This is a genomic window from Lacticaseibacillus nasuensis JCM 17158 (assembly GCF_001434705.1).
GTDB classification, from domain to species: Bacteria; Bacillota; Bacilli; order Lactobacillales; family Lactobacillaceae; genus Lacticaseibacillus; species Lacticaseibacillus nasuensis.
Map to the genome: position 1 here is coordinate 49,018 of NZ_AZDJ01000022.1, position 12,583 is coordinate 61,600.

Here is a 12,583-nt window from a genome sequence, read left to right on the forward strand (position 1 = left end):
TGTCATCTCCAAAAATTGAGCGTTGAAATTAGTTTATCTGGAAAAATTGATTAAAATGTGAACATTTACGGAGTTTTGTCCGCCTTGAATACAAAAGAAGCCACCAGCGTGGGCTGGTGGCTTAGGTAATCGCACGTGGTCCAGAAGCGCGAGTGTGCGGCCACAGAAACTGCATGGCCAGGCTGATCACGCGAGGATTGCGGCGAATTAGCCAGTGGTGATTCACATCCCGGCCGGTGACCACAACTTGCTTGAAGCTGGCAAATCGTCGTCCTAACGCCGGGGCCAGCGATTGGCTGGAGACATTCGTCAACACGCCGTCGCTGCCGTTGCCAATGTTTCCCATCACGCTTAACACACGCGTGGTGTGCCACGGAAAGGTCGCCCGCAGCCGCACCAAATCACGATATTGGGGGTGTTGATACAGCGGCTGACCATTGGCCAATAACCGATTCTGCCCGAGGGGATCATCGATGCGGATTTTCCCGTTTGCCGGTACCGCCACCAACACCGCGCGGCGCAACACTAAGGGGTGCTGCTCACCGTAAGCCGTCAATAAATCCATGTTACCACGAGAATGCGCAACGGCGTTAAAACTTTGCACGCCATATCGAGCCTTTAATTGCCGCAATAACGTGTTGAGCCCCTGCGCATTCGCCTGCCACGAGCGGTGATTATCCGTAAACACGACCCGAATCAGCGGATGTTGTACGCCAGGGCGCCACCGGCCGTGGTAGCTGATCCCCTGCTGCCCGATGAAGGCCGTCAGGGTCAACCGCCCGCGCCGGGTCAACTCGGCGCGGCGAATGAATGCATCGAAGGCGTGTGGCCCGGCGCGGTAACCATGAATCAACAGCGTCGGTTCGTGGTAGCGCGCAACCGGCCGAGATTCGGCCGTGGTCACGGCCGCATGGTGAACCGGGGCAATGACGCCAAGCAAGCCGAGCATTAAGACGACTAACATCATTTTTCTGCGCATGCCCCTCACCTCCTATTGACGGAAAATTGCCTGTTGATATTTCGTAAACCACTCCCGGCCAAGCGTGCGCTCGGCAGTGAACAGCACGCGGCGATCCGTGTAGGTGCGCAACTGCTGCTTCACGTAGTACTGCCGCGCGGTGGTAGCCGCCGCTTGCGTCTTAAACGTCATCACCTGCATAGGCGTCTGGCTTTCACCGGTAAACGCCACTGCCGTCGTTGCCTGAACATTGCTTGGCAGATCTGTCTGAGTCAGCGTGTTCACGTTGCTGACCGTTAAGCCGCGTTGCTTCGGTCCGGTCAAGTAATCCTTGGCGGCTTGTTCTCGGCTAGTCGCCGAAGCCGAGCCGCTGTTCGACGTTTGCTGGGTGCACCCGGCGAGGCCAACGCCCGCCGCAGCAACCAACATCATTACCCATTGTTTCATCGTCTTCCCTCCGTCTTTCATTTACTATACCAGCTCTGCGCAAATGCTGACGGGGGCAAAACCAAATTTAAGCAAACTTAAGTGCAACTTTTTTTGCGTTTGCTGATTGACATGCCAAAATCACGTGCTATGATGATTGCATTAAAACAAGTTTAAAAACTGACGTGAGACAAGTAAGCCGAGTCATCCGTACCAGTGAGGCAGGAATAGTGGAAACCTGTTGCGGCGCTGCTTTGACCGAATAACACTCACGGTGTTGCCCCGCCCAAATGCTGGTCAAAGTAGGCGGTGCCGTACGCGGTCCGTTACCACCGCAGCGCATGTTAGTGCGTGTAGAGGTGGCCTGTTTCGGCAGGCAACTTGGGTGGTACCGCGAAATAAAGTCTTTCGTCCCATGGTTTGGGATGAAAGACTTTTTTTATTTCTCCAAACAATGTTGACTGTTGTGGATCATCAATTAAGGAGAATCGCTCATGCATTTAATTATTCCGGAACATTACGATGCCAAGCTTACTGTTCGCGAAACCCAGGCTGCCATTCGCTTTATTCGCGAAACATTCCAAGACGAATTCGGTAAGGAAATGAACCTGTCTCGGCTCAGCGCGCCGATGTTTGTCGACCGCGCCACCGGGCTGAACGACAACCTGAATGGCGTAGAAACTCCCGTGTCCTTCACGATGGCCGACATGCCAGGCAAGCAAATCGAAATCGTCCACTCCTTGGCCAAGTGGAAGCGCCTCGCGCTGCACCGTTACGGATTTGGCCTGCATGAAGGCCTCTACACCAACATGAACGCCATTCGCAAAGACGAAGACCTCGACAATCTCCACTCGATTTACGTCGATCAATGGGACTGGGAAAAGGTCATCGCCAAGGAAGAACGCACCACGGCTACCTTACAGGAAACCGTCAAGACCATTTTCAAGGTCATCAAGCACATGGAACACGAGGTGTGGTACAAGTACCCACAAGCCGTACACCATTTGCCAGACGAGATTCACTTCGTCACCACTCAGGAGCTGGAAGACCGCTGGCCCGACAAGACGCCTCAGGAACGCGAAGACGCCATTACCAAGGAACTCGGCTGTGTCTTCTTGATGCAAATCGGCGGCTTGTTGAAGTCAGGCAAGCGCCACGACGGCCGCGCGCCTGATTATGACGACTGGTCCTTAAACGGTGACATCCTCTTTTGGTACGAGCCACTCGGCCACGCCTTAGAACTGTCCAGCATGGGCATTCGCGTGGACGAAGCCGCGATGGCTCGCCAGCTAAAGGCAGCCGATGCCGAAGACCGCCTGCAGTTGCCTTTCCACCAAATGATCATGAAAGGTGAATTACCTTACACCATTGGCGGCGGGATCGGCCAATCACGCCTGTGCATGTTGCTACTGGGCAAGGCGCACGTCGGCGAGGTCCAAGCCAGCATCTGGCCTCAAGAAATGATCGACCAATGTGAAGCGGCCGGCATCCATATTCTATAATCTACTGGCATTGCGACCGGTGACTTTCAGGGTGAAAGTTACCGGTCGTTTTTTGTTTTCAGCCAAAGAAAAACGACAGCCAGTGCTGTCGTTGATTCTTGCGCTTAAGCTAAGGCGTGCCAGCCGATGTCGGAACGAACGGCGAGCTCGCCTTGTAGCGGCGCCAGCCTTGCGTATGCGCTGGCTTGCGCCGCCGCCAAGTCGGCCCCTTCACCCACCACGGTAAACACGCGGCCGCCGTGCGTCTTCAAACCAGTCGCCGTTGCCGCTACACCAGCCGGGAGCCAATAAGCGGTTTGCTCGGTGCTTGGTGTGATGACGGGCAGCGCGGGCTTGGTGGTGCCGGGATAGCTGGGGTGCGCCGCCACGACCGCGCAATACGTTTGTCCATTAAGGTGCAAGGTCGGTGTCTTCCCTGCCATCAAGGTCACAATTAGGTCATACCAGTCGTTGGTCACCTGCGGCAACAGTACTTGTGTCTCCGGATCGCCGAAGCGCAGATTATACTCCAGAATCTGCGGTCCAGTCGCCGTGAACATCAACCCAATATACAGCACCCCGGTGCCGGTTAAACCTTCGGCGACCATGCCACTTAGCGTTTGCGTCACCAAGGCTTGGGCCTGGCGCTGCTCGGTATCAGTAAACTGAGGCGCTGGGCTAATGGCCCCCATGCCGCCGGTATTGGGCCCCTTGTCGCCTTCATCGCGCCGTTTGTGGTCTTGGGCTAACGGCAACGTCACGTGATGCTCGTCGTGATACAACGCCAATACCGATGCTTCTTGCCCTTGTAAATACGCCTCGATCACCACGGTCGGCGTTTCGACCGCGTAGATGTCACGCAAGGTCGCCGTGGCCTGCGCCGCGGTTTCGGCCACCACGACACCCTTGCCCGCCGCTAATCCGTCAGCTTTGATCACCACCGGTAACCCGAACGCGGCTACGGCCGCCTGCGCGGCAGCAAGTGTCTTCACCACCCGCGCATCTGCCGTTGGAAGCCCGTGCCGCCGCAGAAAGGCCTTAGCAAATTGCTTGCTGGCCTCGAGCTGGGCCACCGCCTGCCGCGGACCGAACACCGGCAAGCCCGCAGCCTCAAACGCGTCCACGATGCCAGCAGCCAGTGGTGCCTCGGGCCCAACGAACGTGAAGTCGACGGCATGGGTCTGCGCAAAAGCAATCAACGCCGGAAAGTCAAACTCGCTAATAGCAACCGGCGTGAGGCCAATCAACGGCATCCCACCGTTGCCCGGCGCGACATACACCGTCGACACTGCTGGCGATTGTAAGAATGTTTTGCCCAGCGCGCTTTCCCGCGCCCCGTTACCAATGATGAGGACTGCCATATTGTCCCTCCTAATGTCTAAAGTGCCGCACGCCAGTGGTCACCATCGCAATGCCATACTCGTCGGCCACAGCGATGGAATCAGCGTCGCGAATCGAGCCGCCGGGTTGGATGATCGCGCGAATCCCATGTTGCGCCGCGTAGCGCACGCAGTCGTCCATCGGGAAAAAGGCGTCCGAGGCCATCACCGCGCCAGCAAAGGCCGGATTCGTTTGCGCCTGGCGAATGGCAATTTCCACCGAACCGATGCGATTCATTTGCCCAGCGCCGATGCCCAGCGTCTGGTCTGCCTTGGCCACGACGATGGCGTTACTCTTGACGTGCTTAACCACTTGCTGGGCGAACAATAAGGCCGCCTCTTGCTCCGGAGTCGGGGCCAGCTTGGTGACCACCGTTAAATCGGCGCCTGTTTCAATCTGTTCGTCACGCGTTTGTCGCAATAAGCCACCGACCACCGAGACGCTTTCCAACTGACCTTGTGGTTGCGTGCCCAGCGAAAGCGTGAGGAGGCGGAGATTTTTTTTCTTTGCCAAAATGGCGTAGGCGTCGTCATCAAAACTAGGCGCCATGATGATTTCGAGAAACAACGCGTGCATCTTGGTCGCCGTGGCTAAATCCACCGGCCGGTTCAACGCAATGATGCCGCCAAAAATCGACATCGAATCTGCGGCGTACGCCTTATCCCAGGCCGCTTCGATTGTATCGCCAAGACCGATGCCACACGGGTTCATGTGCTTGACGGCGACCACCGCGGGTCGGTCGAATTCCTGCACCATGGCCAATGCGGCATCCGCGTCCTTCAAATTGTTGTAAGACATTGCCTTGCCGTGCAGTTGCGTGGCGTTGGCCAAGCTCGCCGCCGGTGCGTCGGGCGCCACGTAAAACGCGGCTTGTTGGTGGCTATTCTCACCATAGCGCATTAACTCGCGGCGCGTATAAGTCGGCGTGAATTGCACCGGAAACGGCTCGGGGTCGAGGTAAGCGGCAATTTGCGCATCATAAGCCGCCGTGGTTTGGAACACCTTCGCCGCTAGACGCTGCCGCAGATCGCCATCATCTGCCGCAATCCCGGCGAGCGCCGCCGCATAATCGGCGGGATCGCACACTGCCCAAACTGCAGCGGCGTTTTTCGCGGCCGCGCGTAATGCCGTTGGGCCACCGATATCGATTTGCTCAATTGCTTCGCCGCGGGTCACGCCAGGCTGCGCAATCGTGGCCGCAAAGGGATACAAGTTGATGGCCACGACATCAACAGGCGCAATGTCCTGCGCGGCGATGGCGGCCATGTCCGCAGGGTCCTCGCGCCGCGCCAAGATGCCCGCATGTACAGCTGGGTGCAACGTCTTGACGCGCCCGCCGAGCATCTCAGGAAACCCGGTGATGGTTTCAACCGGCGTCACTGCAAGTCCGCCCTCAGTCAAGGCGGTTTGGGTCCCGCCGGTCGCCACTAGTTCAAAGCCTAAATCGATCAAGCCTTGAGCAAAGCTCACAATATCAGTTTTGTCATAAACGGAAAGTAAGGCGCGTTTCACAGGGCAAGTTCCTCCTTTAAGATGGCAGCCACCGTGTGCGGCAGCAATTGGTGTTCGACAGCATGGATGCGCGCTTCCAAGTGCGCAAGCGACTCGCCGGGCAAAATGCGCACGGGTGCTTGGGCAAGAATTCGGCCCGAGTCGATGCCAGCATCGACGACGTGGACCGTGACGCCGGTGACCTTGACGCCATACGCATACGCATCGGCGATTCCTGTGCGGCCGGGAAAACTCGGCAACAGCGCAGGGTGTAGGTTGATGATTTGCCCGGGGTACGCCGCCAGCAACGTCGGTCCGATGATGCGCATGTACCCTGCCAACACGATCAGGTCGCTGGCGGGTAACGCGGCCAAAATGGCGGTCTCGGCTGCGGCCTTGGTGGGATAATCGCGGTAATCAATGATGAACGTGGCGATGCTGCGGGCTTGGGCCTTAGCGACGACCGGGGCATCGGCGTGGTCGCACACCACCATGGCGATGGGCAGACCAGCGTCCGCCAGTGCCTCAAAATTGGATCCAGTTCCAGACGCGAAGACGCTAATGGTGCTCATCCCTTCGCCTCCCATTCAACGGCTTGCCCTGCGCGCGGCTCGACTCGCCCAATGACTTGCGCCTCGGGTAGCGCGGCTTGCACAGCAGCAACAGCCTCCGGGGCCACGGCGAGCACCAAGCCAAAACCCAGGTTAAACGTCCGCCGCATCGTGGCTAAACTTAGGTTGCCGGCTTCCTGTAGCCGCTGGAATAATTCCGGTAGTGGCCAAGGCCGCAAGCGTGCCGCCAACTTGGCTGGCAAAATCCGCGGCAAGTTTTCGGTAAAGCCGCCGCCGGTAATATGGGCGATGCCATGCACCAGGCCGGCGGTGATTAACGGCGTCACGGCCTGGACGTAAATCCGGGTGGGGGCCAACAGCGCGGCTAGCATCGGCGTGCCATCTGCCAGCGGTGCGGCGGCCAGTGACGTTTCAGCCAACAGTTTGCGCACCAGCGAGTAGCCGTTGCTGTGCACGCCGCTGCTTGGTAACCCGAGCAGCACATCCCCCGCGGCGACGCCGTGGGGCAGCAGTTGAGACGCACTGGCGATGCCCACCGCAAAGCCTGCCAAATCGTAATGATCAGCCGGATACATCCCTGGCATTTCAGCCGTTTCACCGCCAATCAAGGCCATGCCGGCCTGCTGACACCCTGCCGCGATTCCGGCCACAATGGTCGCCACCCGCTCGGGTACAACGACATCGGTAGCCAAATAATCCAGGAAAAATAGCGGCTGCGCACCTTGGGCCAACAAGTCATTGGCCACCATCGCCACTAAATCGATCCCGATGGTGTCATGCCGATCCTCCTGCAGGGCCAACAATAACTTGGTCCCCACGCCATCGGTGGCGCTGACCAGCACCGGCTCAGGGACCGGTGGCAGGCGATACCCGGCAGCAAAACCAGTGGCCGAACCGATCACGTTGTCATCACGAGTGGCGGCTAGGCTGGTCGCCATGCGGGCTACCGCTTCGGCCCCGGCGGCGATGTTCACGCCGGCTGCTTTGTAATCGTCCATGGTTCCTCCTTTTGACTGGCCCGACTCAGGCATGCACGTTCACGTCGGGATGCAAGGTCGCAAGCTCGGCGCGATACGCCACCTCGTAGTCGTCCAGCGGTGTCGGGTACTCGCCGGTGAAATACGCCACACACAAGCCACCATGCGGAGCCGTGGTGGTCAACCCCACCGCCTGTTCCAACCCAGCTGTCGACAAAAAGGCCAGCGACGCCACGCCTAACAATTCTTTCATATCGGCGACGGTGTGATTGGCCGCCATGAGTTCAGCAGTGGTTTGAATGTCGATGCCGTAAAAACACGGAAAGCGCAGTGGTGGGCTGGCGATGCGCAGGTGAACGGCAGCGGCGCCGGCATCTTTCAGCAAGCGGACCAGTTGAATCGCAGTGGTCCCGCGCACCAGTGAGTCGTCGACTAAAATCACTCGCTTCCTGGCGACGACGGAACTAATTGCGGAAAGTTTGAGACGCACGCTGCGTTCGCGCAGATCCTGAGTGGGCTGAATGAACGTACGCGCCACATATTGGGATTTCACCAACCCCATTTCGTAGGGGATGCCGCTGGCGCGGGCGTAGCCCATCGCCGCACTTAACGACGAGTTCGGCACGCCGACAACGATGTCACCGGCCGCCGGCTGCTCAGCGGCCAAGCGCTCCCCCATTCGCACCCGGGCTTGATGGATGTTGACCCCATGAATCACGGAGTCCGGCCGGGCAAAATAGATGTACTCCATCGAGCAAATGGCTAACTCAGTTTGAGTGGTGTACGCGGACACGGCAATCCCCGCATCGGTGATCACCGCCAGCTCGCCTGGCGCCAACTCGTGGGTCAGCGTCGCCCCCACCGCGGTCAATGCCGCCGTTTCGCTAGCCACTACCACCCCGCCACTAGCCAGTGTGCCGATGACCAGCGGCCGGAAGCCATGCGGATCAACAGCAGCGTACAGGCCGCTTGGCGTTAATAGCGCGAAGGCAAAACCGCCGTGCACCTGATTCAAGGCGGCCTTCAACTGGGCGGTAAAGTCTCCGGCGTGACTGCGCCGAATGAGGTGCATCAGGCACTCGGTATCGCTGGTCGATTGAAAAATCGCGCCGTTAGCCTCCAACTCCGCGCGCAGGCTCACCGCATTGGTTAAATTACCATTGTGCGCTAACGCCACCGGCCCGTCTGAAAACCGAAACAGCAAGGGCTGGACATTTTCCAACACCTTGCCCCCGGCTGTGGCGTACCGCACGTGACCCAACGCCGCCGAGCCGGTGAGCGCCGTGAGGTCGGCGGGGTCAGCGAACACTTGACTCACCAAACCGAACCCGCGATGACGCCGCAAAGTGTGGCCATCGAAGCCAACGATGCCGGCCCCTTCCTGACCACGGTGCTGCAAGGTGTGCAGGCCCAGGTGCGTCAAAGCCACCGCGTTGGGGTCGCCCCACACGCCGAAGACGCCGCACTCTTCATTTAAACTGCGCGGTTCTACGCCAACTGCCATGCCAATGCCTCCTGCTGAGTCTGAATCAAGTCTGCGATTGGCGCATTGACTCCCCCGTCGCAGGTGTCGATGCACAACTGGTTGCCCCCAACTGGCCCGAGCCGGGTGGCTTGCGGTACTAGGGCCTCAAACGCCGCCACGTCAGCCGGAGCCACGGTCACCAGGAACCGTCCTGGCGTTTCCGCAAAGAGTTGGGCATTCGTCAAAGACGTCGTCAACCGCGCCCCAAGCACGTTGGAAGCGGCCATTTCCACCAAGCCTGCCGCCAAGCCGCCGTCACTCAAGTCGTGGCAGGCGGTGACCAAATGCGCCTGAATCGCCGTCAACACGGCTTGCCCGGTTGCCACCGCGGTCGGCAAGTCAAACCCCGTGATGCGCCCGGCGTATTGTCCCGTTTGAAGAAACTGCAGGCTGCTCCCGTTGAAGTCGTCGCCAGTTTGACCCACCAAGTACACGACGTCGCCGGCTTGCTTGAAGCCAACGGTGGTAATCGCCGACAGGTCGTCAATCAGACCCACCATGCCGATCATCGGCGTCGGCGCAATCGCCTCACCCGAAGTTTCGTTGTACAGCGAGACGTTGCCGGACACCACCGGCGTGTTCCAGGCGCGCGTCGCTTCGGTGATGCCGCGGGCGCTTTCTTGTAGCATGTAATACACTTCCGGTTTGCGAGGATCACCGTAGTTTAAGCAGTCGGTAATGCCCAGCGGCGTGGCGCCAGTGGCAATCAAGTTTGCCGCCGCCTCACACACCGTCATGGCCCCACCGCGATACGGATCCAGCGCCAACAAGCGGCCGTTCGAGTCGGTCGTCACCGCTAACGCCTTGTGAGTGCCGCGGACGCGAATCACGCCGGCGTCGTCGCCAGGTAGCACCACCGTGTTGGTTTGGACCTGCGCATCATACCGCGAGAATAATGCGCGCTTGCTCGCAATGTTCGGCAGCGCCAGGAGGGCCTGCAAGGTGGCGGTCGCGTCTGCCACCACCGGGACAAAATCCGGGGCGGGATGCGCCAAGGCGGCGGGAATCCGCGGCGTGGTGGTGTAGGTTGGCACCGCGTCGGTTAAGGCCGTGACCGGAATGTCGCAGACGAGTTCGTCGTGGTGATACAAGCGGTACTGCCCATCAGCGGTAACACGACCACACACCACGGCTTCGAGGTCGTATTCCGCAAACACCGCAAGAATTTCGGCTTCATGCCCCGCCTTCACGCACAGCAACATGCGCTCTTGAGATTCACTTAACATGATTTCAAATGGCGTCATGTTCGGCTCCCGCTGCGGGATCAAATCCAGATTCAAAGTCACGCCGTAGCCAGCCTTGCTGGCCATTTCCGCGGAACTCGACACCAAGCCGGCGGCCCCCATGTCTTGCATCCCCACCAAGGCTGCCCGGTGGTCGCGGGTCACTTCCAGACAAGCGTCGGTGAGCAATTTTTCCATAAACGGATCGCCCACTTGGACCGCCGAGCGGTCGGCAGCTTCGTCGGTGAATTCACTTGAGGCGAAGCTCGCGCCGTTGATGCCGTCACGCCCGGTCATGGCCCCGACGTAGATAATGGCGTTGCCTGCCCCAGCCGCGGCCCCTTTTTGCAAGGCGGACTTCGGCATCACGCCGACGCACATCGCGTTAACCAGCGGATTTTGCTGGTAGCTGGCGTCGAACTGCACCTCGCCGCCGATGGTGGGAATGCCGATGGAATTGCCGTACCCGCCGATGCCGGCCACCACCTGGTCGATCAGCTGCTGGTTGTGCGGCGTGAAGTCACTGCCAAACGCCAGGCTGTCAAGGCTGGCCACCGGCTTGGCGCCGATGGAAAAAATATCGCGGATGATGCCACCAACGCCCGTGGCGGCGCCTTCATACGGCTCAACTGCGCTCGGGTGGTTGTGGCTTTCGGCCTTAAATACGACGGCCATCCCGTCGCCGATATCGATGACCCCAGCGCCTTCGCCGGGCCCCATCACGACGCGCTCGTTGTGCGTCCAAAACGTTTTGAGAATCGGCTTACTGTACTTGTAGCTGCAATGTTCGCTCCACATGCCGCTTTGCAGGCCCATCTCCGTGTAATTCGGCAACCGCCCTAGCAACTCGGCGAACCGGTCGTATTCAGCCGTCGTCAAGCCAAGGGGTTCATACAGCCGCTCACGTTTAATTTGTTCAGGCGTAGGCGCCATCACACACCTCCATCAGGGACTCAAACATACCTAACCCATCCGTGCCACCGAGCAACGCCTCCACCGCGCGCTCGGGATGAGGCATCATCCCCATCACATTGCCCGCCTCGTTCGTGATGCCGGCAATGTCGCGGCAGCTGCCATTCGGGTTGTGCTGATACCGCAGCACAACTTGGTGGTGCGCCTCTAGCGCCGTTAAAGTGGCGTCGTCGGCATAGTAGTTGCCTTCGCCATGAGCAATCGGCAAGGTAATCACTTGACCGGCGGTGTACCGCCGGGTAAACGCCGTAGTCGCATTTTCCACCACCAGTGGCTCGGGCTCGCAGATAAACGTGAGGTCCCGATTCCATTGAAGCGCACCAGGAAGCAAGCCGGCCTCCGTCAAGATCTGAAACCCGTTGCAGATACCCAGCACGTACCCGCCAGCTTCAGCGAAGGCGCGCAGCGCCGGCATCACCGGCGCAAACTTGGCGATGGCGCCGCTGCGCAGGTAATCCCCGTAGGAAAATCCGCCTGGTACTAGCACCAAGTCGTACCCAGTTAAGTCAGTCGCGGTGGCGGGGACAATCTCCGCATGCGCTCCGGCAATCGGTCCCACCGCCCACAACAGGTCTTCGGCGCAGTTGGACCCGGGAAAATTCAACACCGCCGCCTTCATGCCTCGACCTCCTCAAGCGTGTAGCGATACGTCTCCATGTTGACGTTGGCCAACATTTCCGAACACAACTTCGCCACCTGCTCGTTGACCGCGGCTTCATTGCCTTGCAGCACGAGTTCAAAATACTTCCCAACCATCACCGAATCGACGTTGGTTTGGCCCAAGCGCGTCAGGGTTTGCTGAATCACCGTGGCTTTGGGATCGAGCACGCTGGGTTTGTAGTTCACAAAAATCTTGGCTTTATACATGGGCGGCCTCCAATCGTTGCAACACTTCTGCGTAAACCGGCGTCAGCGGGCCTTGGTCTTGGCGGAAGACGTCCTTATCCAAATCGGCGCCGGTCGCGACGTCGACCAAGCGCATGTTATCCGGCGATAATTCATCGGCAACTACCAGGCGGCCATCCGCCAGGCGGCCAAACTCGAGCTTGAAGTCCACCAAGGTGATGCCGCGCTTGGCAAACAGTGTCGTCAACACCGCGTTGACTTGATCGCTTAAGCCGCGCATCGCCATTAACGTGTCAGCATCGGCCAAGCCGAGTGCTTGCACCTGCTCGTCGTTAATGAACGGATCATCTAAGGCGTCGCTTTTCAGGTACCATTCGTGTACCGCGGGCGTCAGTAGTTGCCCAGCCGCCACCCCAAACTTCTTGGCAAAAGATCCCGCAGCTTGATTGCGCACGACTGCTTCCAAGCGAATCATCGTGCACTTGCGCACCAGCATGCTGGTGGCAGTCGGGCTACCTACGTAATGGGTCGGCAAGCCCGCCGCGACCAGCGCCTCAAACAGGCGGCTAGAAATCTGCAGGTTGAGTGTGCCTTTGCCGGCAATCGCGACTTTTTTCTTGCCGTTCAACGCCGTGGCTTGATCGAGGTACTCCAGCCACAAGGTGTCTGGATCCGTGGTGGCAAAGACCTGCTTGGCCTTGCCAGTGGTCAACAACTCAGTTTTCGTGATGG

General features: G+C 59.1%; 12 protein-coding genes. 1 reads left to right on the top strand and 11 read right to left on the bottom strand.

All coding sequences use genetic code 11. The features are described 5' to 3' along the window. Window positions 1-121: 121 nt before the first annotated feature. Together FD02_RS05135 and FD02_RS05140 are read right to left on the bottom strand one after the other, a co-directional pair. Window positions 122-979: an alpha/beta hydrolase gene (locus tag FD02_RS05135; RefSeq protein WP_235806677.1), complete on the bottom strand. Its 858-nt coding sequence runs from the start codon at window positions 977-979 to the stop codon at window positions 122-124. Between the two features lie 12 nt (window positions 980-991). Continuing rightward, complete coding sequence (locus tag FD02_RS05140; RefSeq protein ID WP_054721937.1) at window positions 992-1,405, bottom strand: hypothetical protein; 414 nt, start codon at window positions 1,403-1,405, stop codon at window positions 992-994. A 473-nt stretch (window positions 1,406-1,878) separates the two neighbouring features. On the opposite strand from FD02_RS05140, the gene asnA reads away from it, so the two are divergent. After that, the gene (gene asnA, locus FD02_RS05145) at window positions 1,879-2,886 is read left to right on the top strand and encodes an aspartate--ammonia ligase (RefSeq protein WP_056950978.1); all 1,008 of its coding nucleotides are present in this window, start codon (window positions 1,879-1,881) and stop codon (window positions 2,884-2,886) included. Window positions 2,887-2,990: 104 nt separating this feature from the next. On the opposite strand, the gene purD is transcribed toward asnA, so the two are convergent. From purD to FD02_RS05190, 9 genes are read right to left on the bottom strand one after another with little or no spacing between them, the layout of a single operon-like run. Beyond that, window positions 2,991-4,226 (bottom strand): phosphoribosylamine--glycine ligase, encoded by a 1,236-nt coding sequence (gene purD, locus FD02_RS05150; protein ID WP_056950980.1) that lies wholly within the window; start codon window positions 4,224-4,226, stop codon window positions 2,991-2,993. 10 nt (window positions 4,227-4,236) lie between these two features. Beyond that, on the bottom strand, window positions 4,237-5,757 hold the full coding sequence (gene purH, locus FD02_RS05155) for a bifunctional phosphoribosylaminoimidazolecarboxamide formyltransferase/IMP cyclohydrolase (RefSeq protein WP_056950983.1): 1,521 nt from the start codon (window positions 5,755-5,757) through the stop codon (window positions 4,237-4,239). Continuing rightward, window positions 5,754-6,308: a phosphoribosylglycinamide formyltransferase gene (gene purN / locus FD02_RS05160; protein WP_056950985.1), complete on the bottom strand. Its 555-nt coding sequence runs from the start codon at window positions 6,306-6,308 to the stop codon at window positions 5,754-5,756. The genes purH and purN overlap by 4 nt, the downstream gene beginning before the upstream one ends. Beyond that, window positions 6,305-7,306, bottom strand: coding sequence for a phosphoribosylformylglycinamidine cyclo-ligase (purM, locus tag FD02_RS05165; RefSeq protein ID WP_056950987.1), 1,002 nt, complete (start codon window positions 7,304-7,306; stop codon window positions 6,305-6,307). Before purM ends, purN begins: the two co-directional genes overlap by 4 nt. Before the next feature lie 25 nt (window positions 7,307-7,331). Then, window positions 7,332-8,789: an amidophosphoribosyltransferase gene (gene purF / locus FD02_RS05170; protein ID WP_056950989.1), complete on the bottom strand. Its 1,458-nt coding sequence runs from the start codon at window positions 8,787-8,789 to the stop codon at window positions 7,332-7,334. After that, window positions 8,774-10,966, bottom strand: a complete 2,193-nt coding sequence (gene purL, locus FD02_RS05175; RefSeq protein WP_056950991.1) for a phosphoribosylformylglycinamidine synthase subunit PurL — start codon at window positions 10,964-10,966, stop codon at window positions 8,774-8,776. Before purL ends, purF begins: the two co-directional genes overlap by 16 nt. Continuing rightward, window positions 10,950-11,624 (bottom strand): phosphoribosylformylglycinamidine synthase subunit PurQ, encoded by a 675-nt coding sequence (purQ, locus tag FD02_RS05180; RefSeq protein WP_054721945.1) that lies wholly within the window; start codon window positions 11,622-11,624, stop codon window positions 10,950-10,952. The genes purL and purQ overlap by 17 nt, the downstream gene beginning before the upstream one ends. Continuing rightward, window positions 11,621-11,872 (bottom strand): phosphoribosylformylglycinamidine synthase subunit PurS, encoded by a 252-nt coding sequence (gene purS / locus FD02_RS05185; RefSeq protein ID WP_054721948.1) that lies wholly within the window; start codon window positions 11,870-11,872, stop codon window positions 11,621-11,623. Before purS ends, purQ begins: the two co-directional genes overlap by 4 nt. Continuing rightward, window positions 11,865-12,581, bottom strand: a complete 717-nt coding sequence (locus FD02_RS05190; protein WP_056951159.1) for a phosphoribosylaminoimidazolesuccinocarboxamide synthase — start codon at window positions 12,579-12,581, stop codon at window positions 11,865-11,867. The genes purS and FD02_RS05190 overlap by 8 nt, the downstream gene beginning before the upstream one ends. Between the last annotated feature and the right edge of the window lie 2 nt (window positions 12,582-12,583).

What these genes read in the sequence shown, in the direction of transcription:
- FD02_RS05135 (WP_235806677.1), bottom strand. Translation starts at nt 979, where the DNA reads ATGCGCAGAAAAATGATGTTAGTCGTCTTAATGCTCGGCTTGCTTGGC.
- FD02_RS05140 (WP_054721937.1), bottom strand. Translation starts at nt 1,405, where the DNA reads ATGAAACAATGGGTAATGATGTTGGTTGCTGCGGCGGGCGTTGGCCTC.
- asnA (WP_056950978.1), top strand. Translation starts at nt 1,879, where the DNA reads ATGCATTTAATTATTCCGGAACATTACGATGCCAAGCTTACTGTTCGC.
- purD (WP_056950980.1), bottom strand. Translation starts at nt 4,226, where the DNA reads ATGGCAGTCCTCATCATTGGTAACGGGGCGCGGGAAAGCGCGCTGGGC.
- purN (WP_056950985.1), bottom strand. Translation starts at nt 6,308, where the DNA reads ATGAGCACCATTAGCGTCTTCGCGTCTGGAACTGGATCCAATTTTGAG.
- purM (WP_056950987.1), bottom strand. Translation starts at nt 7,306, where the DNA reads ATGGACGATTACAAAGCAGCCGGCGTGAACATCGCCGCCGGGGCCGAA.
- purF (WP_056950989.1), bottom strand. Translation starts at nt 8,789, where the DNA reads ATGGCAGTTGGCGTAGAACCGCGCAGTTTAAATGAAGAGTGCGGCGTC.
- purL (WP_056950991.1), bottom strand. Translation starts at nt 10,966, where the DNA reads ATGGCGCCTACGCCTGAACAAATTAAACGTGAGCGGCTGTATGAACCC.
- purQ (WP_054721945.1), bottom strand. Translation starts at nt 11,624, where the DNA reads ATGAAGGCGGCGGTGTTGAATTTTCCCGGGTCCAACTGCGCCGAAGAC.
- purS (WP_054721948.1), bottom strand. Translation starts at nt 11,872, where the DNA reads ATGTATAAAGCCAAGATTTTTGTGAACTACAAACCCAGCGTGCTCGAT.